The sequence below is a fragment of the Bradyrhizobium sp. genome (genome assembly GCF_036735945.1).
Classification (GTDB): domain Bacteria; phylum Pseudomonadota; class Alphaproteobacteria; order Rhizobiales; family Xanthobacteraceae; genus Bradyrhizobium.
The window spans coordinates 1-25,907 of the sequence record NZ_DAINNI010000038.1; the positions used below are offsets into that span (position 1 = coordinate 1).

Genomic DNA, 25,907 nt, shown 5'->3' on the forward strand with positions numbered 1-25,907 from the left:
GCCGCGAGGTCTGGTAGTCCTTCTCATCGATGCCGGCGCCCTTCAGCGCCAGCAGCACCTTGCCCATCGCCGCGTTGATGGCGTCGGAAGCCTCGCGCGCGGTCCTGGCGTCCGAGGTTACGCCGGCGTCGATCTGGGCCTGATCGGGCGGCACCGAGACGTTCGCCTCGCCGGTCACGGAAATCGCCGGGGGCGGCGTTGTCTCGGCCAGCGCGGGCGGGGCCAGGAGCGCTGCGGCAACCGCAAGGCTGAACGGGCGCATCATGCCGATCACCTCAAGGGTACGTAGACGTTGATCACCAGCTTGTCCTCCGCCGTCTTCAGCGGATCGGTGATGTATTCCTCGACGAATGTGTCTTTGGCTTCGAGCTTCTTGTCGTCGAGGTGGTTGGTGATCGCCTCATAGGTGTTGTCCATGTTGTCATAGGAGCCGCGATGGACGAACTTCAGCGCCTTGCCCTCGGGCGACTTGCCCATGGTCATGTCCTTGGTCAGGTTCTTGACGTCCTGATCGACCGGAATCTGCGCCAGGAAGGTAAAGCCGGTATCGTCGGTCGAGGTGTAGACGATCATCGCATTGCCTGATGCCTTGATGCCCTGCTTGTCGAGCAGGGCGGTCAGCGCCTTGAACGAATCGATCAGCGTATCGAACGCTGCATCCCAGTTGGCGGTGCCCTTCATCTGTACCACCTTCTTGGGCGGCAGCGTGAACTCCTCGCCGAAGGGATCGGCGGCCTGGACGCTCGGGGCCGGAGGAGGCGGCGTGGGCGCCGGGGCTTTCTCGGCCGTGGGGGTATCAGCCGGGGACTTGGTTTCGGCCGGTGGCGGGACCGGCACCGCCGACGGGGCGGGGCTGGGCGTTGCCGACGGGCTTGTGGTGGGAGAGGCCGAAGGTGCCGGCGATTGCGCCAGTACGGTGTCGCCAAGCGCGATCACAACCATGGGGAGCGCGACGATCGCGGCCCGGAAAGTGCTGACAAGGTTCATTTTCAGGTATTCTCCATCCCACCCACGGCGGCCGCGGCGTGTCCCGCCCCACGTCCGCCAGGACGCAGCCATTCCTAACACGCAAGCTCTACCTTCGTCCCATGACAGATGCGTCATATGCCCCTGCTATCCCGGCGCACTAGGCAATCGGCCATCATTCGCCATATAAGGCAGGCATAATTTGGGAAATTCCATGAGCGCGCTGGCCAACCACACGTTTGCCAAGATGAACGGCATCGGCAACGAGATCGTCGTGGTTGACCTGCGCGATTCCAAGGCCGCCGTGACGCCGGAAGATGCGCGCGCGATCGCGTCGCCCGCGGGCGTTCCCTATGACCAGTTGATGGTATTGCAGCCGCCGCGGTTCTCGGGCACCGAGGCCTTCATCCGCATCTACAACAATGACGGCTCGGAAGCCGGCGCCTGCGGCAACGGCATGCGCTGCGTGGTGCGCCGCCTGTTCGAGGAGACCGGCCAGACCTCGGTGACGTTCGAGACCCGCGCCGGCTTGCTGAACTGCTGGCAGGGCCCGGCGCCCGATCTCTACACCGTCGACATGGGCGCGCCGAAGTTCGGCTGGCAGGATATTCCGCTCGCGGAAGAGTTTCGCGACACCCGCTACATCGAGCTGCAGGTCGGGCCGATCGACGCGCCGGTGCTGCACTCGCCCTCGGTGGTCTCGATGGGCAACCCGCACGCGATCTTCTGGGTCGACGACGTCAACGCCTACGATATCGAGCGCTTCGGGCCGCTGCTGGAAAATCATCCGATCTTCCCCGAGCGCGCCAATATCACGCTCGCCCATATCGTCGATCGCGACCACATCACGATCCGTACCTGGGAACGGGGCGCCGGATTGACCAGGGCCTGCGGCTCGGCGGCCTGCGCGACCGCGGTCGCCGCGGCCCGCCTGAAGCGCGCCAACCGCAATGTCGAGATCACGTTGCCCGGCGGCAAGCTCGGAATCGAGTGGCGCGAGCGCGACGATCACGTGCTGATGACCGGCACCGCCGATTTCGAATATGAGGGCCGCTTCGATCCCGCGCTGTTTGCCAGCGTCGCCTGAGAATAATGAGCGTCGACGTCATTACCTTTGGCTGCCGTCTCAACGCGTTCGAGTCCGAGGTGATCGCGCGCGAGGCGGAGCGCGTCGGACTTTCCGATACCGTTATCATCAATAGTTGCGCGGTCACCAATGAAGCGGTGGCGCAGGCGCGGCAATCGATCCGCCGGCTGAAGCGCGAGCGGCCTCACCTGCGCATCGTCGTCACCGGCTGTGCGGCGCAGACGCAGGCAGAAATGTTTGCCGGAATGGCCGAGGTCGATCGCGTCGTCGGCAATGACGACAAGATGCGCGGCGAGGCCTGGCGCGCGGCGCGCGCTGCGTTCGACGCCGGCTTCGGTATCGAGGCCAGCGAGAAGATCGCGGTCGCCGATATCATGGCGGTGAAGGCGATGGCGCCGCATCTGCTCGACGGTTTCAAGGCCGGCCTGCCGCGCGTCTTCGTGCAGGTGCAGAACGGCTGCGATCACCGCTGCACCTTCTGCATCATTCCCTACGGACGCGGTAATTCGCGCTCGGTGCCGATGGGCGCCGTGGTCGAGCAGGTGCGCACGCTGGCCGGGCGCGGCCACGCCGAGATCGTGCTGACCGGCGTGGACCTCACGAGCTACGGCGCCGATCTGCCGGGCGCGCCGAAACTGGGACAACTGACAAAGCAGATCCTGCGGCATGTGCCGGAACTGAAGCGCCTGCGGATTTCCTCGATCGATTCCATCGAGGTCGATCGCGACCTGCTCGACGTCATCGCCAGCGACGAGCGGCTGATGCCGCATCTGCATCTGTCCCTGCAGTCCGGCGACGACATGATTTTGAAGCGGATGAAGCGGCGGCACTCGCGGCAGGATGCGATCGAATTCTGCGCGCAGGTGCGGCGGCTGCGGCCGAACATCACACTCGGTGCCGATATCATCGCAGGCTTTCCGACCGAGACCGAAGACATGTTTGCGCGTTCGCAGGAGCTCGTGGACGAGTGCGATCTCACCTTCCTGCATGTGTTTCCCTATTCGAAGCGACCAGGGACGCCCGCCGCGCGGATGCCGCAGGTCGCGGGTGGCGAGATCAGGGAGCGCGCAAAGCGATTGCGGGACGCAGGTGAGGCGGCGCTGCAAAGGCGGCTGGCGTCGGAGGTTGGTTCAACGCGTCAGGTGCTGATCGAGAGCGCGACGCAGGGGCGCACCGAGCATTTCCTGCCGGTGGCGATATCGGGCGAGAAGTCCGGTGCCGTGATGGCGTTCGCGATCAAGGGCCATGACGGCGCGCGGTTGACGGTGTAGTTCTTCCTTCTCCCCTTGTGGGAGAAGGTGGCGCGAAGCGCCGGATGAGGGGTTCTCTCAACGGGCACGACTCGCGGAGACAGACCCCTCATCCGTCTCGCTGCCGCTGCGCGGCAGCGATCCACCTTCTCCCACAAGGGGAGAAGGAAGAAAGCGAGCGTCGCGACTACTCCCCGTTCCACCCGCACTTCCTCAATCGCTCCCGCATGTGCTCCGGCGCCGGCGCAGTCACGCGCACCGGCTCCTTGTTCTTCGAAATCGGAATCACGATCTCGCGGGAATGCAGGTGGAGGATCGGTTCGCCGAAGCGCGGGGTGAATTTTTCGTTGCGCAGGCGGCGTAAACTTGCCTGCGTGCCGTAGATGTTGTCGCCGACGATCGGCCAGCCCATCGCCGACGTATGCACGCGCAATTGATGGGTGCGGCCTGTGACCGGCTCCAGCGCCAGCCAGGCGAGGCCATCGCCACGGCCGCGCACTTTCCAGGTGGTGACGGCTTTCTGGCCGTCGGGGTCCGGCTTCTGCCACCAGCCACGCTCGGCGTTCAGCCGACCCAGCGGCATGTCGATGGTGCCTTCGTCCTCGCCGGGCCCGCCCTCGACCACCGCCCAATAGGTCTTGCCGACCTTGCCGTGCTTGAATAGCAGGCCGAGCGAGGCGGTCGCCTTGCGATGGCGCCCGAGCACGAGGCAGCCCGAGGTATCCTTGTCGAGCCGGTGGGCCAGCACCGGCGGTCGCGGCAGACCGAACCGCAGGGCGTCGAAAGACGCCTCCAGATTGGCGCCGCCCTTGGGACCGCGATGCACCGGCAGCCCCGCCGGTTTGTCGATGATGAGCATCAGCCCGTCGCGGTGGAGCACGCGGGCCTGGATTTCGTCAACCGTCAGTCCCGGAACATCAAAAGCTGTCCTGGAGACATCACGGGACGCTCCGGGAACATCGAAGGACAATCCGGGAACGGTAATAGGTTCGTTGTGACTTCCGCTCATGGCGCGAAACCGCTAACACGTCCCCGACATGAACGATACCACTCCCGAAACCCCCAAGCTGAGCTGGTGGCGGCGGCTTTCGAGCGGCCTGAAGCGGACGTCCAGTTCGCTCGGCACGGCCGTTGCCGACCTCGTTACCAAGCGCAAGCTCGACCGCGCCATGCTCGACGATATCGAGGATGTGCTGCTGCGCGCCGATCTCGGCACCACGGTTGCGGTCAGGATCGCGGATGCGGTCGGCGCCGGCCGCTACGACAAGGCGATCTCGGCCGACGAGGTGAAGACGGTTGTCGCCAGCGAAGTCGAGAAGGTGCTGGCGCCGGTGGCGCAGCCGCTCGCGATCGATGCGGCACAGAAGCCGTTCGTGGTCCTCGTGGTCGGTGTCAACGGCTCGGGCAAGACCACCACCATCGGCAAGCTCGCCGCGAAATTCAGCGCCGAGGGCCGCAAGGTGATGCTGGCGGCCGGCGACACCTTCCGCGCCGCCGCGATCGAGCAGCTCAAGGTCTGGGGCGAACGCACCGGATCGCCGGTGATCGCGGGCGCGCAGGGCTCGGACTCGGCGAGCCTCGCCTTCAATGCGCTGAGCGCGGCGAAGGAGCAGAAGCTCGATGTGCTGCTGGTCGATACCGCCGGCCGCCTGCAGAACAAGGCCGAGCTGATGAACGAACTGGAGAAGGTCGTTCGCGTGATCAGGAAGGTCGATGCCTCGGCGCCGCATGCGGTGCTGCTGGTGCTCGATGCCACGGTGGGACAAAATGCGCTGTCGCAAGTCGAGGCATTTCATCGTACCGCTGGCGTCACCGGTCTGGTGATGACGAAGCTCGACGGCACGGCGCGGGGCGGCATCCTGGTCGCGCTGGCGGAGAAGTTCAAATTGCCGGTGCACTTCATCGGCGTCGGCGAAGGCGTCGACGACCTCGCGCCGTTCACCGCGCGGGATTTCGCCAGGGCGATCGCAGGAATCGAAAACTAGAAATCGAAAGCTGGACATGGACAAGAAACAGCCGCATCCGCTGTTCAAGTTTGCGACCGAGATCGGCCCGCTGATCGTATTCTTTTTCGCCAACGCCAAGTTCAACCTGTTCGTCGCGACCGGCGCCTTCATGGTGGCGATCGTGGCCGCGATGATCGCTTCCTATATCGTGGTGCGGCATGTGCCCGTGATGGCGATCGTCACCGCCGTGATCGTGCTGGTGTTCGGCTCGCTGACGCTGCTGCTGCACGATGAGACCTTCATCAAGGTCAAGCCCACCATCGTCTACGGCCTGTTCGCGGCGATCCTCGGCGGCGGGCTGTTGTTCGGCCGTTCCTTCATCGCGATCGTGTTCGATCAGATGTTCAACCTGACGCCGACAGGCTGGCGGGTGCTGACCATGCGCTGGGCGCTGTTCTTTATGGGAATGGCGGTCCTGAACGAAATTGTCTGGCGCACGCAGTCGACCGATTTCTGGGTCAACTTCAAGGTATTCGGCGCGGTCCCGATCACGATGATCTTTGCCATCGCCCAGATGCCGCTGATGAAGCGCTACCATCTGGAGCCCGCCACGCTCGAGGCGAGCGAGGCGGAAGCCGGGGATGTCAGCAAGGGCTAGGTCGGGCCGCTAGCTCCCTCTCCACGCAACGTGCGGGGAGAGGTCAGAGAGAAGCGCCTCAGCTTTTCTGCTTGGCGATGATCTTGTCCTTGATCTTGTCGTAGGTCGCCTGCGGCACGATGCTCTTCTGCACCAGCTCGTCCTTGCCCTTGTACGGGCGGCCCGCGATGATCTTTGCCGAATAGGCCTTGCCGACGCCCGGCAGCGCGTCGAGCTGATCGGCGGTCGCCGAGTTGATGTCGAGCAGCTCCGCCTTCGGCGCCGGCGCCATCTTCGATTCCGAGGCCTTCGGCGCGGGAGCCATCTTGCTGTCGGATTTTGCCGCGGGCTGCGCGGTCTGGGCCATCGACGGCGTTGCCGTCAGCAGCCCCAGGGTCAGCGCGGTTGCGAGAAGAGAAGCGAGCGTGAAATGACGCATGGGTGTCCCTCCAAGGACGGTTCAAGTAACGCCATAAAGCTAGCTGCGGATTCGTGGCGGCGCCATGGCTGTAAAATGAACGGCAGATAAAAGCGGAGGAATATTTTCTCCCATGGCGAGGAACGTTTCTCTCCCGGGATGAGGGGCGAGATCAGCTTCCCGCGCGCAGCGCCTTCTCGATCTCGACCTTGAGCACGCTGTCGAGATTGGCCGGCGTTACCGGCCCGACCAGCTTGTAACGGATGGTGCCGTCGCGGCCGACCACGAAGGTTTCGGGCACGCCGTAGACGCCCCATTCGATCGAGGCCCGGCCGTTGCTGTCGACGCCGACGGCGGCGAACGGATTGCCGTAGCGGCCGAGGAAGCGGCGGGCGTTGTCGGGCGAATCCTTGTAGTTGATGCCGACGATCTGCAGCCGCGTATCCCTGGCGAGCGCGGTCAACAGCGGCGCTTCGTCATGACAGGGCACGCACCAGGATGCCCAGACATTGACGACGGAGACCTTGCCCTTGAACGTAGCGGAGTCGAGCCCGGGGACTTGCCCGCCGTTATGGAGGAGGCCGTCCAGCGCCGGCAGCGTGGTTTGCGGCGCCGGGCGGCCGATCAGGGCCGAGGGAATTCTTGAGGGATCGCCGCCGTAAAGCCGCAGCAGGAACAGGGCGGCGACGGCCAGGAAGCCGAACAGCGGCAGCGCGACCAGCCAGCGCCGGCTGGCCGGCGTGCCATCCGTCTTTGCGGGCGCGCTCATCGGATGTCCGTCGCCTGGCGGCCGGAGCGCCGGGTCACGCCGGAGGCCTCGAGCTCGCGCAGGCGTTCCTTCTGGTTGCGGTAATCGATGGCGATCCACACGATGAGCAGCAATACGGTCGCCGCCACCAGCGCGTAGGACGTCACGATAAACGAAGCATAGGGTCCGAGCGCCATGCTCACGCCGCCTGCTGGCTGGCTTGCATCATCTGCAGGCTGCGCACGCGCCGTCGCAGGATCTCGTTGCGCATCGCCGCCACGTGCAACGTCACGAACAACAGCGAGAAGCCGATCGCCATCACCAGCAACGGAATCAGGAATGCGCTGTCGAGCGAAGGGCCGCCCATCCGCATCACCGATGCGGGCTGGTGCAGCGTGTTCCACCAATCGACCGAGAATTTGATGATCGGCAGGTTGATCGCGCCGACCAGCGTCAGCACTGCGGCGGCGCGCGCCGCCCGCGACGGATCATCGACCGAGCGCCACAACGCCATCAGGCCGAGATACATCAGGAACAGGATCAGCACCGAGGTCAGCCGCGCATCCCATTCCCAATAGGTGCCCCACATCGGCCGGCCCCACAGCGATCCCGTGACCAGCGCGAGAAAGGTGAAGGCCGCGCCGATCGGCGCCGCCGTCTTGGCCGCGACATCGGCCAGCGGATGCCGCCACACCAGCGTGCCCAGCGCCGCGATGCTCATGACGCCCCAGACGAACATCGACAGCCACGCGTTCGGCACATGAATGAACATGATCTTGACGGTGGCGCCCTGCTGGTAGTCGTCGGGCGCCGTCGCCACCTGATACAGGCCGATCAGCAGCAGGATCGCGGTCGCGCCCGCCAGCCACGGCAGCGCGCGCGCCGCCAGCGACAGGAATTTCGAGGGATTGGCGAGATCGATCAGCGTCATGGCATCCTGATAGTCGTCAACGGCGGGGCAGGCAATGCGGCTCGGTTTGTTTCACAACGCCTTCCGCGAGAGTTGATCGGCGTCAAGTCATCGTCAGTCCAGGCCGTGCCGCAGGCTGGCCGCGGCGGCAAACGGCCCGACCACGAGGCTGACCAGCGACAACGCGCAAAGGATCGAAAACGGCGTTCCAAACGACAGCGGGCCGGAGATGGCCGCCTGCGATGCCGCAACCCCGAAGATCAGCACCGGGATCGAGAGCGGCAGCACCAGCACGGCCAGCAGCAGGCCGCCGCGGTGTAGTGTCACGGCGAGCGCAGCCCCGATCATGCCGGTGAACGTCAGCGCCGGCGTTCCCACTAATAGTGTCAAGGCCACCGCCGACGTCGCCGCGGCGTCGAGGTTGAGCAACAGGCCGAGCGCGGGCGTTGCCACGATCAGCGGCACGCCGGCAGCCAGCCAGTGCGCCAGCGCCTTGGCGGCGCAGGCCAGTTCCAGCGGCATTCGCCCCATCACGATCAGGTCGAGCGATCCGTCCTCATGATCGGCCGTGAACAGGCGGTCGAGCGTAAGCAGGCTGGCGAGCAGGGCGCCGAGCCACAGGATCGCCGGGCCGAGCCGCGCCAGCAGCGGCAGGTCCGGGCCGATCGCGAACGGCATCAGCACGGTGACGGTGAGGAAGAACAGCACCCCGATCAGCGCCCCGCCACCGACACGGAGCGCGATTCTGATGTCCCGGCGAATCAGTGCGGCGAGGGCGGTCATGACGGGCGCCCCATCCGCAGTTCCCGCGCTTCGATCCCGAGCGGGGTGTGCGTTGCCGCCACGATGATGCCGCCGCCGCCGATATGCTCGCGCATGACCCCCACGAACAGCTCCTGGCCGGCGGTATCGAGCGCCGAGGTCGGCTCGTCCAGCAGCCAGACCGGCCGCCGCACCACCAGAAGGCGCGCAATCGAAAGCCGCCGCCGCTGGCCGGCCGAGAGGTAGGCCGCCGGCAGGTTTGTGGCATGGGCTAGTCCGACGGCGGCAAGGCACTGGCCGACATCGCCGGCCTTCCCGCCAAGAAAATCTCGCCAGAAGGAGAGGTTTTCATGCACGCTCAGGGCAGGTTTCAGCGCGTCGCGATGGCCGAGATAGTGGGCCTGCTCCGGCAAGGTCAGTTCGGCGTCGCCGCCTTCCAGCACGACCGAGCCGCCCGCCGGCACCAGAAGACCCGCCAGCAGGCGCAGCAGCGAGGTCTTGCCCGAGCCGTTCGGCCCGACCACGGCCAGCACCTCGCCGGACGAGGCCTGGAAATCGAGGCCGGCGAACACGCCGCGGCCGCCCCTGATACAGTCGATTTGGCGTCCCGAGAGCCGCATTTTAGGTCGTCACAGCCCTCTGAAATTGATGGCTACCGCGTCAGAATTTGTGGGTACCGCATTGCTGCAGCACGTTTGTCGGTGTGGCGGCGCTTCTAGAAAGATTCTATAAGCCCGGAACTTGATGCAGCACACGACCGGCGGCTGCAAGCCATCAGGCCAAGCCTCGCTGAAGGTGTTCAAGTACCCTGCCGGGTATAACTAGAATTTGGGATTCCTGACAATGACCTCGCTCGACAGCTTCAAATGCCGCAAAACCCTCAAGGTCGGCGCCAAGACCTACGTGTATTACAGCCTGCCCGCCGCCGAGAAGAACGGTCTGAAGGGGATTTCCAGGCTGCCCTACTCGATGAAGGTGCTGCTGGAAAACCTGCTGCGCAACGAGGACGGCCGCACGGTCAAGAAAGAGGACATCGTCGCGGTCTCGAAATGGCTGCGCAAGCGCAAGCTCGAGCATGAAATCGCATTCCGCCCCGCGCGTGTGCTGATGCAGGATTTCACCGGCGTGCCGGCGGTGGTCGATCTCGCCGCGATGCGCAACGCGATGCAGAAGCTCGGCGGCGATGCCGAGAAGATCAATCCGCTGGTGCCGGTCGATCTCGTCATCGACCACTCCGTCATCGTCAACTTCTTCGGTGACAACAAGGCGTTCGGCAAGAACGTCGTCGAGGAATACAAGCAGAACCAGGAACGCTACGAATTCCTGAAGTGGGGCCAGAAGGCGTTTTCGAACTTCTCGGTGGTGCCGCCCGGCACCGGCATCTGCCACCAGGTCAATCTCGAATATCTCGCGCAGACGGTGTGGACGAAGAAGGAGAAGATGACGGTCGGCAAGAAGACCGGCACCTTCGAGGTCGCCTACCCGGACTCGCTCGTCGGCACCGACTCGCACACCACGATGGTCAACGGCCTCGCCGTGCTCGGCTGGGGCGTCGGCGGCATCGAGGCGGAAGCCTGCATGCTCGGCCAGCCGCTGTCGATGCTGCTGCCGGAAGTGGTCGGCTTCAAGCTCAAGGGCCAGCTCAAGGAAGGCGTCACCGCGACCGACCTCGTGCTGACGGTCACGCAGATGCTGCGCAAGCAGGGCGTGGTCGGCAAGTTCGTCGAATTCTTCGGCCCCGGCCTCGATTATCTCTCGGTCGCGGACAAGGCGACCATCGGCAACATGGCGCCGGAATATGGCGCGACTTGCGGCTTCTTCCCGGTCGATGCCGCGACCATCGATTATCTCAAGACGTCCGGCCGCAAGAACGATCGCGTCGCACTGGTGTCGGCCTACGCCAAGGCGCAGGGCCTGTTCCGCACGGCGAAGTCCGCCGATCCCGTGTTCACGGAAACGCTGACGCTCGACCTCAAGGACGTCGTGCCGTCGATGGCCGGCCCGAAGCGTCCCGAAGGCCGCATCGCGCTGCCCGCGGTTGCCGATGGTTTTGCGACCGCGCTCGCCGGCGAGTACAAGAAGCCCGAGGGCGGGTCGAACCGCTATGCGGTCGAGGGCCGCGATTTCGATCTCGGCCATGGCGACGTGGTGATCGCCGCGATCACCTCCTGCACCAACACCTCGAACCCGAGCGTCCTGATCGGCGCCGGCCTGCTCGCGCGCAATGCCGCCGCCAAGGGCCTGACCGCCAAACCGTGGGTGAAGACCTCGCTCGCACCCGGAAGCCAGGTCGTTGCGGAATATCTCTCCAATTCCGGCCTGCAGAAGGATCTCGACAAGGTCGGCTTCAACCTGGTCGGCTTCGGCTGCACCACCTGCATCGGCAATTCGGGTCCGCTGCCGGAAGAGATTTCGAAGTCGGTCAACGACAACGGCATCGTCGCCGCGGCCGTGCTGTCCGGCAACCGCAACTTCGAGGGGCGCGTCTCGCCGGACGTGCAGGCGAACTATCTGGCCTCGCCGCCGCTGGTCGTGGCCTACGCGCTGGCCGGCACCGTGACCAAGGATCTCGCGGCCGAGCCGATCGGCACCGGCAAGGACGGCAAGCCGGTCTACCTGAAGGACATCTGGCCGACCACGAAGGAGATCAACGCCTTTATGAAGAAGTACGTCACCGCGACGATCTTCAAGAAGCGTTACGCCGACGTGTTCAAGGGCGACACCAACTGGCGCAAGATCAAGACGGTCGCGAGCGAGACCTACCGCTGGAACATGAGCTCGACCTATGTGCAGAATCCGCCTTACTTCGAAGGCATGAAGAAACAGCCCGATCCGGTCACCGACGTCGTCGATGCGCGGATCCTGGCGATGTTCGGCGACAAGATCACCACCGACCACATCTCGCCTGCCGGCTCGATCAAGCTGACCTCGCCGGCCGGAAGATTCCTCAGCGAGCACCAGGTGCGTCCCGCCGACTTCAACCAGTACGGCACGCGGCGCGGCAACCATGAAATCATGATGCGCGGCACCTTCGCCAACATCCGCATCAAGAACTTCATGCTGAAGGGCGCCGACGGCAACATTCCGGAGGGTGGCCTCACCAAGCACTGGCCGGACGGCGAAGAGATGTCGATCTACGACGCCGCGATGAAGTACCAGCAGGAGAACGTGCCGCTGGTGGTGTTCGCCGGCGCCGAATACGGCAACGGCTCGTCGCGCGACTGGGCCGCGAAAGGCACCCGCCTGCTCGGAGTCCGCGCCGTGATCTGCCAGAGCTTCGAGCGTATCCATCGCTCCAACCTGGTCGGCATGGGTGTGTTGCCGCTCACCTTCGAGGACGGCACGTCGTGGAGCTCGCTGGGGCTGAAGGGCGACGAGAAGGTGACGATCCGGGGCCTGCAGGGCGACCTGAAGCCGCGCCAGACCCTGACGGCCGAGATCGTCTCGAACGACGGCTCGCTGCAGCGCGTGCCGTTGCTGTGCCGCATCGATACCCTCGACGAGCTCGATTACTACCGGAATGGCGGCATTCTGCATTATGTGCTGCGCAAACTGGCGGCATAGAGTTCTCTCTTTGACGCGTTTTCTTCATGCGAACCGGTAACTACTTCGCTTGAAAACGCTTTGAAACGCGGATTTGTGATCAGTGTCTCACTTCGAAGTGAGTGGCGACCAGGGAGAAGGCGGCCTATGACAAGGCCGCTTTCGCGTGTTTGGGGCACGCTGTTCAGGAGATCGATTATGCCCCGTACCATTACGGATGGACGCTACGACGGGTTCGCAAGATGCCCGCGGTGATGGCTTACAACTGCCTGTCGCGATGGTCAGGTACGCTCGGTGCCGGTGCACTCGGAGTCTGCGCGATCATTGCCGTCATTCGCCCGGCCCATGCCGATCCGCGCGCCGTGGTCGAACTGTTCACCTCGCAAGGCTGCTCGTCATGTCCGCCGGCTGACCGGATCGTCGGCGAACTCGCCAAGGATCCGTCGGTGATCGCGCTCAGCATGCCGATCGACTATTGGGATTATCTCGGCTGGAAGGACACGCTGGCGGACTCCCGTTTCAGTGCGCGCCAGAAAGCCTATTCGCATGTGCGCGGCGATCGTAACCTCTACACGCCGCAGATGATCATCAACGGTTCGGCGCAGGTGATCGGCAGCGATCGCGCCGCCATCGACGGCGCCATCAAGAGCACGAGCAACACCGAAGGCGTGATGTCGGTGCCGGTGACGATGAAATTATCGGACAAGCAGCTCAACGTGTCGGTCGAGGCGAGCAAGGCGCCGGCGACTGGCCGCGGCGAAGTGTGGCTCTGCTCGGTTTCGCGCGCGGTGCCGATTTCGATCGGGCGCGGCGAGAACCGCGGCCGCGATCTCACCTACTACAATGTGGTGCGCAATCTCGTGAAGGTCGGTGACTGGAACGGCGGAGCGGGAAGCTGGACCATTCCGCTCGATAGCATTTCGCGCGAGGGCGTCGACGCCGCGGTGGTCTACGTCCAGGACGGCAATCGCGAAAAGCCCGGCGCGATGCTCGGCGCTGCGATCACCGAACTGCGCCAGTAGCTCCACATCTGGGGATTTGCTGAACGGATGCCGGTTGCGGCGCGCGTGGTCCCGCCGCGCCAAATGCCGTCTGGGACCGGCCAGACCGCAAGCCCAGGTCGCAAGCCAAAGCCACAAACGAAAGAAGCCATAAACGAAAAAGGACCAACTTTCGTTGGCCCAGTATCGGGATTAACTCCCTCTGCGAACAGGCCCGATCCCGACGGCCCCGGGGGGCTGGGGGCTGAGGAATCCGGAACCGAAAGGACCGGGCCAACGCAGGGTTATCTTTTCGCAACTCAGCGGGGCGGGCGGTTGGCAGAAGTGGGGCAGCAATAAGATTCCGCTAACGATCCCGTGAATCGAAATTTCCGGCAATTCCGGTTCCCCCGGCCGGTCTCCCTCGTATTTGCACCCCCCTTGCGGCCACCTCGGGTTAGCGCGATCATGTCGGTTGGATGACAGGAGGCGCCCCATGAATTTGATATCGGAGGACACCGATCCGAGCGAGGGCCGCGCAGTGGCGCGCCCCGCCACTGCGGTTCCAGCGCCGAATCGCGTCACCTTCAACCGTCTCGAACTCAACCGTATCCTCAATCTGTATGGGCGCATGGTCGCCGATGGCGAATGGCGCGACTACGCCATCGACTTCATGAAAGACCGCGCGGTGTTTTCGGTATTCCGGCGCGCTTCCGAGGTTCCGCTCTACCGCATCGAGAAGGACCCGCGGCTGGCGCGCAAGCAGGGCATGTACAGCGTGATCTCGGCGACCGGACTGATCCTGCGCCGCGGCCACGAGCTCGAGCGCGTGCTGCTGGTGATCGACCGCAAGCTGGCGGTGGTGTGAGGGCCTTGTAGCCCGGATGGAGCGAAAGCGAAATCCGGGACGGTCGCTCAAGCGGATACAGTTTCCCGGATCGCGCTGCGCTCCATCCGGGCTACGAATTCTTTGAATTCACGTATCCCCCGGCACCGTCGTGGCGCCTTCTCCGAGCGCTAGCTGCATCATAACGGTATCGAGCCAGCGGCCGAATTTGAGCCCGACATTGGGATGGGTTCCGATCATCTGGAAACCGCATTTGCCGTGAACGCCGATCGAACCGGCGTTGGCGGAATCGCCGATCACCGCGATCATCTGCCGGTAGCCGCGCGCCTCGCACGCGGCGATCAGCCGCTGCATGAGCTGAAAACCGATGCCGCGGCGGTGAATGGCGGGCCGCAGATAGACCGAATTCTCAACCGTGAAGCGGTAGGCCGGCCGCGGGCGAAACGGCCCCGCATAGGCGTAGCCGATCACCTCGCCGTCGACGGCGGCGACGAAATAGGGAAAGCAGCCGTCCGACAGCGCCCTGAACCGCCGGGTCATCTCGGCGAGATCGGGCGGGGTCAGCTCGAACGTCGCGGTGCCGTAGCGCACCGCGTGCTCGTAGATTTCGGTGATGGCGGGGAGGTCGGCCTCGGTGGCGGGCCGGATTTCGGGCGTGGACATGGGTGCAGAGTATTTTTGCGGCGGGCAAAAGAAAAGCCCCGGCGCAAGGCCGGGGCTTCAACTTGAGAACCTGGTCGGTGGCGCTTAGTCGCGCTGGCCGAGGAGCTGCAGGAGCAGCGTGAACAGGTTGATGAAGTTCAGGTACAGCGACAGGGCACCGGTGATTGCCGCCTTTTCCGCGATCTCGCCACCCTGGGAGGCGTAGCCGTAGATGTAGTCGTTCTTCAGCCGCTGGGTATCCCAGGCGGTGAGGCCCGCGAACACCAGCACGCCGACCACCGAGACGATGAACTGCAGCATCGAGCTCGCCAGGAACAGGTTGACCAGGCTCGCGATGATGACGCCGATCAGGCCCATGAACAGGAACGAACCCATGCCGCTCATGTCACGCTTGGTGGTGTAGCCGTAAAGGCTCAGCGCGCCGAAGGTCGCCGCGGTGATGAAGAACACCCGCACAATCGAGGTGTGCGTGTACACCAGGAAGATCGACGACAGCGAAATGCCCATCAACGCGGAGAACACCCAGAACAGCATCTGGGCGGTCGCCGGCCGCAGCCGGTTGATGCCGGCCGAGATCGCGAACACCATGACGAGCGGCGCGAGGATGAACAGCCACTTCAGCGGGCTGACGAACATCGCATAGCCGAACTGTGTCAGGTAGGCGTTGCCGAACTTGGCGACGGCGCCGGCCTGGTCGGTGGTCACCGCGGCCATGTAGACGCCGAGCGCCGCAAGGCCGGTGATGGCCAGGCCGATGCTCATGTAGTTGTAGATGCGCAGCATGTAGGCGCGCAGACCGGCATCGACGGCCGCGGCGTCAACGCGTCCGGCGGCCCGGCCGAAAGGAGATACGTAGTTACGGTCTAGGTCCGACATGGTCGAATTCCCGTTGGTTGCCCGGCGGAGCGCAAAGGGTTTTGCGGCGTCGGTTAGATTTCTTAGCTCAGATGTCCTGATCTGCCGACGTTAATTTTACGTCATGAACCCGGCCACTGATCTTGGCTGGTATGTGGGAAACTAACACATTCGGCGCAAGCTTCCACGCGCGGCTGAATGTCGCTTCCGGTGCCATTTCAGCGGTAAAGGCAGGGTTAACCCTGCTTTTCGCCGCTACAAATTGTCACAAATTCCGCAACACGCTCGCCGGCTTCTGGTTCAGCGCCAGCAACGTGCCGGCGAGTCCGAGCCCCACCGTGACGAGCAGGGCGGCGGCGACCACGCCCGCCGCGCTGCCGGCCTGCCAGATGAAACTCAGCGTCATCAGGCGGGTGACGATCAGCCAGGCGGCGATTGAGCCTGCGATCACGCCGAACACCGCCGTGGCGAGGCCGATCAGCAGGTATTCCAGCGCGTAGGCGCCGAGCAGACGTGCCCGGGTTGCGCCAAGCGTCTTCAGGATGACGGCGTCGTAGACTCGGTGACGGTGGCCGGCCGCCAGCGCGCCGCCGAGCACCAGTATCGCCGAGATCAGCGTCACCGCGCTGGCGCCGCGGATGGCGAGCACGAGGTTGGTAATGACAGTGCCGACGGTTTCCAGTGCCTCGCGTACCCGCACACTGGTCACCATCGGGAAGGCGTCCGCCACCTGCTTGATGATGCGGGCGTCGCCTGAGGGGTCCGCGTGGGCCTCGGACAGGGTCGCGACATGGGTGTGCGGCGCGCCCTTGAAGGCGTTGGGCGAGAACACCAGCACGAAATTGATGCCGAGCCCCTGCCAGTCGATGTTGCGCAGATTGCTGATCCTGGCCGGGATATCGCGGCCGAGCACATTGACCACGATCTCGTCGCCGATCTTCAGCTTCAGTCCGTCGGCGATCTTCTTTTCCATCGAGACCAGCGGCGGACCGCTATAGTCCGCGCTCCACCATTCGCCCTCGACGATCTTGGAACCCTTGGGAATCTCGCCAGTATAGGTCAGGCCGCGGTCGCTCTGCAGCACCCATTCGGAATCCTGCGACGGATTGAGCCGGTCGGCCTTGAGGCCACGGGCGGCGACGATGCGCCCGCGCAGCATCGGCACGTCCTCGACGGTCGATTGCGGCGCGACCTGCTTCAGGAAAGCGCCGAAGCGGTCGGCATCGGCGGTCGGGATGTCGATGAAATAGAAGGAGGGCGCCCGGTCCGGCAGCGCGGCGAGGAACTGCCGGCGCAGGTTGCCGTCGATCTGGGTAATCGTGACGAGCACCGCGAGCCCGAGTCCGAGCGACATCACGACCGAAGGCGTCAGTGCGCCGGGACGGTAGATGTTGGCGATCGCCAGCCGCAGCATGGTGATGCGGCTGCGCGGCATCCGCCGTGCCAGCGCCATCAGGCCGGCGGCGACGGCGCGGAGCAGGGCGAACACCGCGATCGAGGAGACGACGAAGATCGCGGCGACCCGCTTGTCGTAGGCAAGGCCGATCGCGACCGCGACCAGGAGTGCGATCACCACCGCCATCAGCACAAGGTAGCTCCAGCGCGGGCGGTGCCATTCGCGCGCGACCTCTTCGCGGAACAGCGCCGCGACCGGCACGTCATGGACCCGGCCGAGCGGCCACAATCCGAACGCCAGCGCGGTGAGCAGGCCATAGATGAAGGACAGCGCCAGTTCATCCGCATGCAAAGCCGGGATCACCGGCAGCGGCAGCAGCTTGCCGAATGCGCCGACGATGGCGAAGGGCAGGGCGGCGCCGGCGGCGAGCCCGATCACCGAGCCGATGCCGGCCAGCACGATCACCTGCGTCAGGTAGATCGTGAAGACGTCGCGGCCGGTGGCGCCGAGCGCCTTGAACGAGGCGATCACGTCGCGTCGCCGATCGATGTGACTCTTGACCGCATTGGCGACGCCGACGCCGCCGACCAGCAGCGCGGCGAGGCCGACCAGCGTCAGGAACTGGGTGAAACGGTTGATGCTGCGTTCGAGCTGCGGCGAGGCGTTGCTGCGGCTGCGGATCTCCCAGCCGGCTTCCGGCAAGGCGCTGCGCGCGTTCTCGATCAACTGGGCGGCGGCGCGCTCGTCGGCGGCGTTGTCCGGCAGCTTGAGCCGGTAGATCCAGCGCACCAGGCTGCCGGGTTGCAGCAGTCCGGTGGCGCGCAGGCTGGCTTCGCTGACCAGGACCCGCGGCCCCAGTCCGACATTGCCGGCGAGCTTGTCCGGCTCGGCGTTGACCACGCTGCGGATCTGGATCGTGGCATTGCCGATCGTGATGCGGTCCCCGATTTTCAGATCAAGCCGCGCCAGCAGCGTGGAATCGACCGCGGCGCCGAACGCGCCGTCACGCTCGGCCAGCACATCCGTCATGGGCATTTTGGGATCGAGCGTGACTTCCCCGAGCATCGGGTAGTTGTCGTCCACCGCCTTGAGTTCGACCAGCGCCAGCTTGCCGTCCGGGCTGCGCGCCATCACGCGCAACGTTGCTGCGACTGAGACCTGGCCGCGTGTGCGCAGGAAGGCGATCTCCTCCGGCCTGGCTTCGCGCTGGATCAGCGAGAACGCGACGTCGCCGCCGAGCAATGTGCGGCCCTCGCGTTCGAGGCCCTCGCTGAGGCTGGCGGCGACCGAACCGACGCCGGCAATCGCCATCACGCCAAGCGCGATGCAGGCGATGAAGACGTAGAAGCCGCGCAGGCCGCCGCGCAATTCGCGCAGCGCGTAACGGAGCGCAAGCGACGAGGCGCGGCTGCGGTAAACCGGTTCGGAAATGGCGGTCATGAAACTCCGTCGATGCGGCCCGAGCGCAGCCGCACCACGCGGTCGCAGCGCTGTGCGAGCGAGCTGTCATGCGTCACCAGCACCAGCGTCATGCCGCGCTCGGCGTGCTTGGTGAAGAGCATGTCAACGATCTGCCTGCCGGTGGTCTCGTCGAGATTGCCGGTCGGCTCGTCCGCGACGAGAATGGCGGGGTCGGGCGCCAGCGCGCGGGCAAGCGCCACGCGCTGCTGCTCGCCGCCGGACAATTGCGTCGGATAATGGTGCAGGCGCTCGCCGAGGCCTACGGAGGCAAGCTCCTTTGCCGCGCGCTCCGCCGCGTCGGGATTGCCGGCAAGCTCCAGCGGCACCGCGACGTTCTCCAGCGCCGTCATGGTCGGAATCAAATGAAACGACTGGAACACGATGCCGACCTGGCGGCCGCGGAAGCGCGCCAGCCCATCCTCGTCGAGGGCATTGAACGGCGTGCCGTTGACCACCACTTCTCCGCTGTCAGGACGTTCCAGCCCCGCCATCACCATCAGCAGGGTCGATTTGCCCGAGCCTGATGGTCCGATCAGCCCGATCGCTTCGCCCGATGCCACACGAAGGCTGATATCCTTCAGGATATGAACGCGGGCAGCGCCCGAGCCGAGCGAGAGGTTGACGTTGGAGATGGAAATGGTGTCCGGCTGGAGGCCGGTCAGGGAAGAGGATTCGATGCGACTGTCCATGGCTCGGTCATATGGCACTTCCGCCGCTCGGGTCGAGGGCTTGAAACGAATGTTTGCGCACATACCCGTGTTGATTATGGCTTTGATGACGGCCAGCCTGGCCTTGGCTCAGACGCCGGCTGCCGTACCGGCCAAGCCATTAAAAATGGTCGTGTTGGGCGATTCGTTGAGCGCCGGGCTCGGTCTGCAGGGCTCGGCGGCGTTCCCCGCCCGTCTGCAAAAAGCGTTGGCTGACAAGGGGATAAAGGTCGACATGATCAATGCCGGGGTGTCCGGCGATACCACCTCGGGCGGCCGCGACCGGCTGGACTGGTCGGTGCCGGAGGGAACCGAGGCCGTGATTGTCGAACTCGGCGCCAACGACGCGCTTCGCGGGATCGACCCCGCCGTTACCCGCACAGCCCTGAGCGATATCCTGACGCGGCTGAAGGCGCGCAATATCGCGGTTCTCCTGTGCGGCATGCTGGCGCCGCCGAATTACGGCAGCGACTACGCCGCGCGCTTCAACGCGATCTATCCGGAGCTCGCAAAATCCTTCGGCGTTCCGCTCTACCCGTTCTTTCTGGAAGGGGTCGCGGCCGATGCAAAACTGAACCAGGCCGACGGAATCCATCCGACCGCCGAGGGCGTCGATATCATCGTGAAGAACATTCTGCCCATGGTGGAGGCATTTATTGGCACGATCTCCGGGCAGCGGAGTTGAAAAAGCGGCAACGGAGGAGGTTACCCAAAGGTTTTCCCATAGCTTTTCGGACTGCTCGCCCCGCGTGCTTCGCAGGGTCATATAAGTCAGGTAGGAATTGAGCGATCGGTGATTCGTCGCCGGGCTGCTTCCAGGCGCAAGCCCTTCGGGTTTGCGCCTCTGCATCGAGGATTTTGCGATGCCGCGTTTGTTTGCTGGACTGGAAATTCCGGCCGAGATCGGCCAGAGCCTTTCCAATTTGCGTGGCGGCCTTCCGGGCGCACGCTGGATCGATCCCGAAAATTATCACGTCACCTTGCGCTTCATCGGCGACATCGACGGCATGTCGGCGAATGAAATCGCCTCGATGCTGTTTCGGATCAACCGCAAGCCGTTCGAGGTCAAGGTGCAGGGCCTGCAAAGCTTTGGCGGCAGGAAACCGCGCGCGGTGGTCGCTTCCGTCGAGCCGAGCCGGCCGCTGATCGAGCTTCAGGCCGAACTCGAGCGGCTGTTGCAAAGGCTCGGGCTCGATCCCGAGGGCCGCAAATTCACCCCGCATGTGACGCTGGCGCGGCTGCACGATGCCTCCAGCCAGGACGTTGCCGATTATCTCTCGGTGCGCGGCTATTTCCCGAGCCGCACGTTCATGGCCTCGCGCTTCGTGCTGTTCTCGTCCCGCGCCTCCACCGGCGGCGGCCCCTACGTGGTCGAGGATTCCTACGCGCTGAGCGCGTGAAAGGAGTTGCGGCGTAGCGGGCACCCCCTCCCAACCGGGCAGGGCGCGTCGTGCTTTGCATAGGTCCAGACCAATTAGCCGCTTGCAATTTTCGGCGCGCTGAGGCCGAAAGGGGGCCATGCTGTCGACTGACCCCACCTCGTTCCGCGCGCAGTATCAGGCTCTGGTTTCCTCCGGAGCGATCGATGCCGATCCCGCGCAGGCGGACGCCGCCGAGGCATTTTCAGCGCTTGAAGGGCGGCTTTCCAGCTACAAGCCGGCACGCAAGCTGAGCCTGCTCGGCCGCCTCTTTGGCGACAAGAGCGATACGCCGCCGAACGGGCTCTACGTCCATGGCGAGGTCGGCCGCGGCAAGACCATGCTGATGGATCTGTTCTTTCAGCACTCGCCGGTCCAGCACAAGCGCCGCGCCCATTTCCATGAATTCATGGCCGAGGCGCATGAGAAGATCTACGGCTATCGCCAGAACATCGCGCGCGGCGAAATCGCCGACGGCGACGTGATCGAACTGACGGCGAACGCCATCTTCGACGAGGCGTGGCTGTTATGTTTCGACGAGTTTCACGTCACCGATATTGCCGACGCCATGATCCTGGGCCGGCTGTTCTCGAAACTGTTCGAGCTCGGCACCGTGGTCGTGGCGACGTCGAATGTCGCGCCCGAGGATCTCTACAAGGGCGGTCTCAACCGCGCGCTGTTCCTGCCCTTCATTGCGCAGATCGAGGGCCGCATGGACGTGCTGCGGCTCGATGCGCGCACCGATTTCCGGCTGGAAAAACTCGCAGGCGTGAAGATGTGGCTGGTGCCGCCGGATGACGAAGCCGGCGCCGCGCTCGACCGCGCCTGGCGCAAGATGACGGGCAACTCGCCCTGCAAGCCGCGCGACATCTCGATCAAGGGCCGCGTCCTGCGCGTGCCCTGCTCGGCGCATGGCGTCGCGCGGTTTTCCTTTGCCGATATCTGCGAAAGGCCGCTCGCCGCATCCGACTATCTGCGGCTGGCACATGACTATCACACCATCCTGATCGACCGCATTCCGGTGATGGATTATCCTGAGCGCAACGCCGCCAAGCGCTTCATCTCGCTGATCGACACGCTCTACGATAACGCCGTGAAGCTGATGGCGTCGGCCGAGGCCGATCCGGTGTCGCTGTACCTGGCGACCGAGGGGATCGAGGCGATGGAGTTCAAGCGGACCGCCTCGCGCCTGATCGAGATGAGCTCGGAGTCCTACCTGGCGCTGCCGCATGGCCGGAAGGATTCCGCGGCCAGCGGGTCGAGCACGGGGTTGGTGGAGACCTGACGGCGAAGCCGTCATTCCGGGGCGATGCGTAGCATCGAACCCGGAATCTCGAGATTCCGGGTCTGGTGCTGGCGCACCATCCCGGAATGACGGTGCTTGAAGAGTACCTGACCGAAATCAAGGCTAGGCCTTACAATTGGGCATAGTCCGTCTTGAACCGGCCAATCGAAAGGGATAACCAGCCTTCCGACTGACAATTCACCCTCACACGCTTCGGCTCAGAAGGACAAATTTCCCATGGCGCGCGACAAGATTGCCTTGATTGGCTCCGGTCAGATCGGCGGAACGCTGGCTCACCTCATCGGCCTGAAGGAGCTCGGCGACGTCGTGATGTTCGACATCGCCGAGGGCGTCCCCCAGGGTAAAGCGCTCGACATCGCCCAGTCCTCCCCGGTCGACGGCTTCGACTCCAACCTCACCGGCGCCAATTCCTACGAGGCGCTCGACGGCGCCAAGGTCTGCATCGTCACCGCCGGCGTGCCGCGCAAGCCCGGCATGAGCCGCGATGACCTCCTGAGCATCAACCTCAAGGTCATGGAGCAGGTCGGCGCCGGCATCAAGAAATACGCCCCCGATTCCTTTGTCATCTGCATCACCAACCCGCTGGATGCGATGGTCTGGGCGCTGCAGAAGGCTTCGGGCATGCCGCACAAGAAGGTGGTCGGCATGGCCGGGGTGCTGGACTCCGCGCGCTTCCGCTACTTCCTGGCCGATGAATTCAACGTCTCGGTCGAGGACGTCACCGCCTTCGTGCTGGGGGGCCACGGCGACACCATGGTGCCGCTGACGCGCTATTCCACCGTTGCCGGCATTCCGCTGCCCGACCTCGTCAAGATGGGCTGGACCTCGCAGGCCCGCATCGACGAGATCGTCGACCGCACCCGCAACGGCGGCGCCGAGATCGTCAACCTGCTGAAGACCGGTTCCGCCTTCTATGCGCCGGCGGCTTCCGCCATTGCGATGGCCGAGAGCTACCTGAAGGACAAGAAGCGCGTGCTGCCCTGCGCCGCCTATCTCAACGGCGAATACAATGTGAAGGACATGTATGTCGGTGTTCCCGTCGTGATCGGCTCGAGGGGTGTCGAGCGCGTCGTCGAGATCGAGCTGGCCGGCAAGGATCGCGAAGCCTTCGACAAGTCGGTCGGTGCGGTCCAGGGATTGGTCGATGCCTGCAAAAAGATCGCGCCCGATCTTCTCGGCCGTTGATTTTGCTTAGCTTTCGCCCCCTCGTGGGGCGAAAATGCTTTCAGGGTTGCAGTTATATTGGTATATGGTATGCCAACTACCAATGCCGGTGAACTGTAGAACTCGCCGCGAAGGGTTTTGGGGAGCGTCCAGATGAATATCCATGAATACCAGGCCAAGGCTCTGCTGCACGAATTCGGCGTGCCGATTTCGCGTGGCGTGGCGGTGCTGAAGGCCTCGGATTCGGACGCTGCCGCCAAGCAGCTTCCCGGTCCGGTCTGGGTGGTGAAGAGCCAGATCCACGCCGGCGGCCGCGGCAAGGGCAAGTTCAAGGAAGCCTCAGCCGGCGACAAGGGCGGCGTCCGCATCGCCAAGTCGGTAGCGGAAGTCAACGAGTTCGCCAAGCAGATGCTGGGCGCAACCCTCGTGACAGTGCAGACCGGCCCGGCCGGCAAGCAGGTCAACCGCCTCTACATCGAGGAAGGCTCCGACATCGACAAGGAGTTCTACCTCTCGATCCTGGTCGACCGCGAAACTTCGAAAGTGTCGTTTGTGGTTTCGACCGAAGGCGGCGTCAATATCGAGGAAGTCGCGCACAACACGCCCGAGAAGATCGTGACCTTCTCGGTCGATCCGGCAACCGGCATCATGGGCCATCACGGCCGCACGGTGGCCAAGGCGCTCAATCTCACCGGCGATCTCGCCCGGCAAGCCGAGAAGCTGGTGGCGCAGCTCTACGCGGCCTTCACCGGCAAGGACATGGCGATGCTGGAGATCAATCCGCTCGTCGTCACCAAGCAGGGCCAGTTGCGGGTGCTCGATGCCAAGGTATCGTTCGACGACAACGCGCTGTTCCGCCACCCCGAGATCGCGGTGTCGTTGCGCGATTTGACCGAGGAGGACGCCAAGGAAGTCGAGGCGTCCAAATACGACCTCAACTACGTGACCCTCGACGGCACCATCGGCTGCATGGTCAACGGCGCCGGCCTCGCCATGGCGACGATGGACATCATCAAGCTCTACGGCATGGAGCCCGCGAACTTCCTCGACGTCGGCGGCGGCGCCAGTGTGGAAAAAGTCGCGGCGGCCTTCAAGATCATCACCGCCGATCCCAACGTGAAGGGCATCCTCGTCAACATCTTCGGCGGCATCATGAAGTGCGACGTCATCGCCGAGGGCGTGGTGGCCGCGGTGAAGCAGGTCGGCCTCAAGGTGCCGCTGGTGGTTCGGCTCGAAGGCACCAATGTCGATGCCGGCAAGCAGATCATCCGCGAATCCGGCCTCAACGTGGTGCCGGCCGACAATCTCGACGACGCCGCACAGAAGATCGTGAAAGCCGTCAAGGGAGGCTAGCGATGGCTGACCATCTCGCCGCACCGACACCGCTGGACGAACACCGCAAGCTCGCGGCTTTCGCGGGTGAATGGGCCGGCGAGGAAATGGTCTATCCGTCGCGATGGAACGCCGGCGGTCCGGCAACCTCGCATGTGGTCGCGCGCGTGGATCTCAACGGCTTCTACCTGATCCAGGACACCCGCCAGATGCGCGACGGCAAGGAGAGCTTCGCGACCCACGGCGTGTTCACCTACGACCGCGAAGACCGGACCTACAAATTGTTCTGGCACGATTCGCTCGGCTACTACCCGCCGTCGCCGGCCTCCGGCGCCTGGGTCGGCAACAAGCTGACACTGGTGCGCGGCTCGCTGCGCGGCAACGCCCGCCATGTCTATGAAGTCGTCGACAACGACAACTACACCATGAAGATCCAGTTCTCGCCCGATGCCGAAGGATGGGCCGACGTGCTCACCGGCGTTTACCGGCGCATTCTCTAACCCATCGTTCCCGATCACTTACGAAAGCGTCATCAACCATGTCCGTTCTGATCGACAAGAATACCAAAGTCATCTGCCAGGGTTTTACCGGTAAGAACGGAACGTTCCACTCGGAAGCCGCAATCGCTTACGGCACCAGGATGGTCGGCGGCACCTCGCCCGGAAAAGGCGGCTCCCAGCATCTCGGCCTGCCGGTGTTCGACACCGTTCGCGAGGCGCGCGAGAAGACCGGCGCCGACGCCAGTGTGATCTACGTGCCGCCGCCGGGCGCGGCGGATGCGATCTGCGAAGCGATCGATGCGGAGATCCCGCTGATCGTCTGCATCACCGAGGGCATCCCGGTGCTCGACATGGTCCGCGTCAAGAGATCGTTGAGCGGATCGAAGTCGCGCCTGATCGGGCCGAACTGCCCGGGCGTGATGACCGCGGGCGAATGCAAGATCGGCATCATGCCGGCCAACATCTTCAAGCCGGGCAGCGTCGGGATCGTTTCCCGCTCCGGCACGTTGACCTATGAAGCCGTGTTCCAGACCACGCAGGAAGGCCTCGGCCAGACCACCGCGGTCGGCATCGGCGGCGACCCGGTCAAGGGCACCGAGTTCATCGACGTGCTCGAGATGTTCCTCAAGGACGACAACACCACCTCGATCATCATGATCGGCGAAATCGGCGGCTCGGCCGAAGAGGACGCCGCCCAGTTCATCAAGGACGAGGCCAGGCGCGGCCGCAAGAAGCCGATGGTCGGCTTCATCGCCGGCGTCACCGCCCCTCCCGGCCGCCGCATGGGCCATGCCGGCGCGATCATCTCCGGCGGCAAGGGCGACGCCGGATCCAAGACCGCGGCCATGGAAGCCGCCGGAATCGCCGTCTCGCCGTCCCCGGCACGGCTCGGACATACGCTTGCCGAAAAATTGAAATCTTAATTCATTTTTTGGTTCTTTTAGGCGCGAATATCCGTCCTAAATAGGGTAAAGCTTCTCAACCGAGCTGGTTCGGGCTTCCGGACCGGCT

General features: G+C 64.4%; 27 protein-coding genes. 14 read left to right on the forward strand and 13 right to left on the reverse strand.

Features of this window, described 5'->3' with window-relative positions:
* Both V7E26_RS14935 and V7E26_RS14940 read right to left on the reverse strand, forming a co-directional pair.
* Positions 1-265, reverse strand: a 265-nt coding sequence (locus tag V7E26_RS14935; RefSeq protein WP_324417266.1) for an SIMPL domain-containing protein, incomplete at its 3' end; no start/stop codon positions are given.
* 5 nt (positions 266-270) lie between these two features.
* Positions 271-987: a GyrI-like domain-containing protein gene (locus tag V7E26_RS14940; protein WP_324417268.1), complete on the reverse strand. Its 717-nt coding sequence runs from the start codon at positions 985-987 to the stop codon at positions 271-273.
* Positions 988-1,180: 193 nt separating this feature from the next.
* Here V7E26_RS14940 and dapF point away from each other — a divergent pair, with 193 nt between their 5' ends.
* A complete protein-coding gene (gene dapF, locus V7E26_RS14945) occupies positions 1,181-2,053 on the forward strand; it encodes a diaminopimelate epimerase (RefSeq protein ID WP_324417270.1) in 873 nt (290 codons plus the stop codon).
* Between the two features lie 5 nt (positions 2,054-2,058).
* Complete coding sequence (gene mtaB / locus V7E26_RS14950) at positions 2,059-3,324, forward strand: tRNA (N(6)-L-threonylcarbamoyladenosine(37)-C(2))-methylthiotransferase MtaB (protein ID WP_324417272.1); 1,266 nt, start codon at positions 2,059-2,061, stop codon at positions 3,322-3,324.
* A gap of 166 nt (positions 3,325-3,490) precedes the next feature.
* Here mtaB and V7E26_RS14955 read toward each other — a convergent pair whose 3' ends face one another.
* Positions 3,491-4,162: an RluA family pseudouridine synthase gene (locus V7E26_RS14955; protein ID WP_324417347.1), complete on the reverse strand. Its 672-nt coding sequence runs from the start codon at positions 4,160-4,162 to the stop codon at positions 3,491-3,493.
* 178 nt (positions 4,163-4,340) lie between these two features.
* Here V7E26_RS14955 and ftsY point away from each other — a divergent pair, with 178 nt between their 5' ends.
* Both ftsY and V7E26_RS14965 read left to right on the forward strand, forming a co-directional pair.
* On the forward strand, positions 4,341-5,288 hold the full coding sequence (ftsY, locus tag V7E26_RS14960) for a signal recognition particle-docking protein FtsY (RefSeq protein ID WP_324417274.1): 948 nt from the start codon (positions 4,341-4,343) through the stop codon (positions 5,286-5,288).
* A gap of 16 nt (positions 5,289-5,304) precedes the next feature.
* Positions 5,305-5,907, forward strand: a complete 603-nt coding sequence (locus tag V7E26_RS14965) for a septation protein A (RefSeq protein ID WP_324417276.1) — start codon at positions 5,305-5,307, stop codon at positions 5,905-5,907.
* Between the two features lie 58 nt (positions 5,908-5,965).
* Here the strand turns inward: V7E26_RS14965 and V7E26_RS14970 are convergent, their stop codons facing one another.
* The 6 genes from V7E26_RS14970 to ccmA form a co-directional block, all read right to left on the reverse strand.
* On the reverse strand, positions 5,966-6,325 hold the full coding sequence (locus V7E26_RS14970) for a ComEA family DNA-binding protein (RefSeq protein ID WP_324417279.1): 360 nt from the start codon (positions 6,323-6,325) through the stop codon (positions 5,966-5,968).
* A 151-nt stretch (positions 6,326-6,476) separates the two neighbouring features.
* Entirely contained in the window at positions 6,477-7,073 is a 597-nt protein-coding gene (locus tag V7E26_RS14975; protein ID WP_324417281.1) for a DsbE family thiol:disulfide interchange protein, read from the reverse strand.
* Positions 7,070-7,249 carry a heme exporter protein CcmD gene (ccmD, locus tag V7E26_RS14980; RefSeq protein WP_324417283.1) on the reverse strand — a complete coding sequence of 60 codons (180 nt, stop codon included), beginning with the start codon at positions 7,247-7,249 and terminating at the stop codon, positions 7,070-7,072. Before ccmD ends, V7E26_RS14975 begins: the two co-directional genes overlap by 4 nt.
* A 2-nt stretch (positions 7,250-7,251) precedes the next feature.
* Positions 7,252-7,983 carry a heme ABC transporter permease gene (locus V7E26_RS14985; RefSeq protein WP_324417285.1) on the reverse strand — a complete coding sequence of 244 codons (732 nt, stop codon included), beginning with the start codon at positions 7,981-7,983 and terminating at the stop codon, positions 7,252-7,254.
* Between the two features lie 93 nt (positions 7,984-8,076).
* A complete protein-coding gene (gene ccmB, locus V7E26_RS14990) occupies positions 8,077-8,745 on the reverse strand; it encodes a heme exporter protein CcmB (protein WP_324417287.1) in 669 nt (222 codons plus the stop codon).
* Entirely contained in the window at positions 8,742-9,344 is a 603-nt protein-coding gene (gene ccmA, locus V7E26_RS14995; RefSeq protein WP_324417289.1) for a heme ABC exporter ATP-binding protein CcmA, read from the reverse strand. Before ccmA ends, ccmB begins: the two co-directional genes overlap by 4 nt.
* Before the next feature lie 223 nt (positions 9,345-9,567).
* Here ccmA and acnA point away from each other — a divergent pair, with 223 nt between their 5' ends.
* From acnA to V7E26_RS15010, 3 genes are all read left to right on the forward strand, one after another.
* Complete coding sequence (acnA, locus tag V7E26_RS15000) at positions 9,568-12,288, forward strand: aconitate hydratase AcnA (protein WP_324417291.1); 2,721 nt, start codon at positions 9,568-9,570, stop codon at positions 12,286-12,288.
* Between the two features lie 221 nt (positions 12,289-12,509).
* Positions 12,510-13,289: a DUF1223 domain-containing protein gene (locus V7E26_RS15005; RefSeq protein ID WP_324417293.1), complete on the forward strand. Its 780-nt coding sequence runs from the start codon at positions 12,510-12,512 to the stop codon at positions 13,287-13,289.
* 454 nt (positions 13,290-13,743) lie between these two features.
* Positions 13,744-14,115, forward strand: coding sequence for a DUF2794 domain-containing protein (locus V7E26_RS15010; RefSeq protein ID WP_324417295.1), 372 nt, complete (start codon positions 13,744-13,746; stop codon positions 14,113-14,115).
* A gap of 108 nt (positions 14,116-14,223) precedes the next feature.
* Here the strand turns inward: V7E26_RS15010 and V7E26_RS15015 are convergent, their stop codons facing one another.
* From V7E26_RS15015 to V7E26_RS15030, 4 genes are all read right to left on the reverse strand, one after another.
* Positions 14,224-14,757, reverse strand: a complete 534-nt coding sequence (locus V7E26_RS15015; protein ID WP_324417297.1) for a GNAT family N-acetyltransferase — start codon at positions 14,755-14,757, stop codon at positions 14,224-14,226.
* Between the two features lie 84 nt (positions 14,758-14,841).
* Positions 14,842-15,633 carry a Bax inhibitor-1/YccA family protein gene (locus V7E26_RS15020; RefSeq protein ID WP_324417299.1) on the reverse strand — a complete coding sequence of 264 codons (792 nt, stop codon included), beginning with the start codon at positions 15,631-15,633 and terminating at the stop codon, positions 14,842-14,844.
* 244 nt (positions 15,634-15,877) lie between these two features.
* Positions 15,878-18,448 (reverse strand): ABC transporter permease, encoded by a 2,571-nt coding sequence (locus V7E26_RS15025; protein WP_324417301.1) that lies wholly within the window; start codon positions 18,446-18,448, stop codon positions 15,878-15,880.
* Complete coding sequence (locus V7E26_RS15030; protein ID WP_324417303.1) at positions 18,445-19,158, reverse strand: ABC transporter ATP-binding protein; 714 nt, start codon at positions 19,156-19,158, stop codon at positions 18,445-18,447. Before V7E26_RS15030 ends, V7E26_RS15025 begins: the two co-directional genes overlap by 4 nt.
* Between V7E26_RS15030 and V7E26_RS15035 the strand changes: the two genes are divergently transcribed.
* The 7 genes from V7E26_RS15035 to sucD all read left to right on the forward strand — a co-directional run bounded on the left by V7E26_RS15035 (position 19,157) and on the right by sucD (position 25,819).
* The gene (locus tag V7E26_RS15035) at positions 19,157-19,861 is read left to right on the forward strand and encodes an arylesterase (protein ID WP_442893404.1); all 705 of its coding nucleotides are present in this window, start codon (positions 19,157-19,159) and stop codon (positions 19,859-19,861) included. The two genes, V7E26_RS15030 and V7E26_RS15035, sit on opposite strands and share 2 nt — an antisense overlap.
* 178 nt (positions 19,862-20,039) lie before the next feature.
* Positions 20,040-20,576, forward strand: coding sequence for an RNA 2',3'-cyclic phosphodiesterase (gene thpR / locus V7E26_RS15040; RefSeq protein WP_324417307.1), 537 nt, complete (start codon positions 20,040-20,042; stop codon positions 20,574-20,576).
* 118 nt (positions 20,577-20,694) lie between these two features.
* Entirely contained in the window at positions 20,695-21,879 is a 1,185-nt protein-coding gene (gene zapE / locus V7E26_RS15045) for a cell division protein ZapE (RefSeq protein ID WP_324417309.1), read from the forward strand.
* A 237-nt stretch (positions 21,880-22,116) separates the two neighbouring features.
* Positions 22,117-23,085 (forward strand): malate dehydrogenase, encoded by a 969-nt coding sequence (gene mdh, locus V7E26_RS15050; protein WP_324417311.1) that lies wholly within the window; start codon positions 22,117-22,119, stop codon positions 23,083-23,085.
* A 132-nt stretch (positions 23,086-23,217) separates the two neighbouring features.
* Complete coding sequence (gene sucC / locus V7E26_RS15055; RefSeq protein ID WP_324417313.1) at positions 23,218-24,417, forward strand: ADP-forming succinate--CoA ligase subunit beta; 1,200 nt, start codon at positions 23,218-23,220, stop codon at positions 24,415-24,417.
* Positions 24,418-24,419: 2 nt separating this feature from the next.
* Positions 24,420-24,896 carry a DUF1579 family protein gene (locus tag V7E26_RS15060; RefSeq protein ID WP_324417315.1) on the forward strand — a complete coding sequence of 159 codons (477 nt, stop codon included), beginning with the start codon at positions 24,420-24,422 and terminating at the stop codon, positions 24,894-24,896.
* A gap of 38 nt (positions 24,897-24,934) precedes the next feature.
* Positions 24,935-25,819 (forward strand): succinate--CoA ligase subunit alpha, encoded by an 885-nt coding sequence (gene sucD, locus V7E26_RS15065; protein WP_324417317.1) that lies wholly within the window; start codon positions 24,935-24,937, stop codon positions 25,817-25,819.
* The last annotated feature ends 88 nt before the right edge of the window (positions 25,820-25,907 follow it).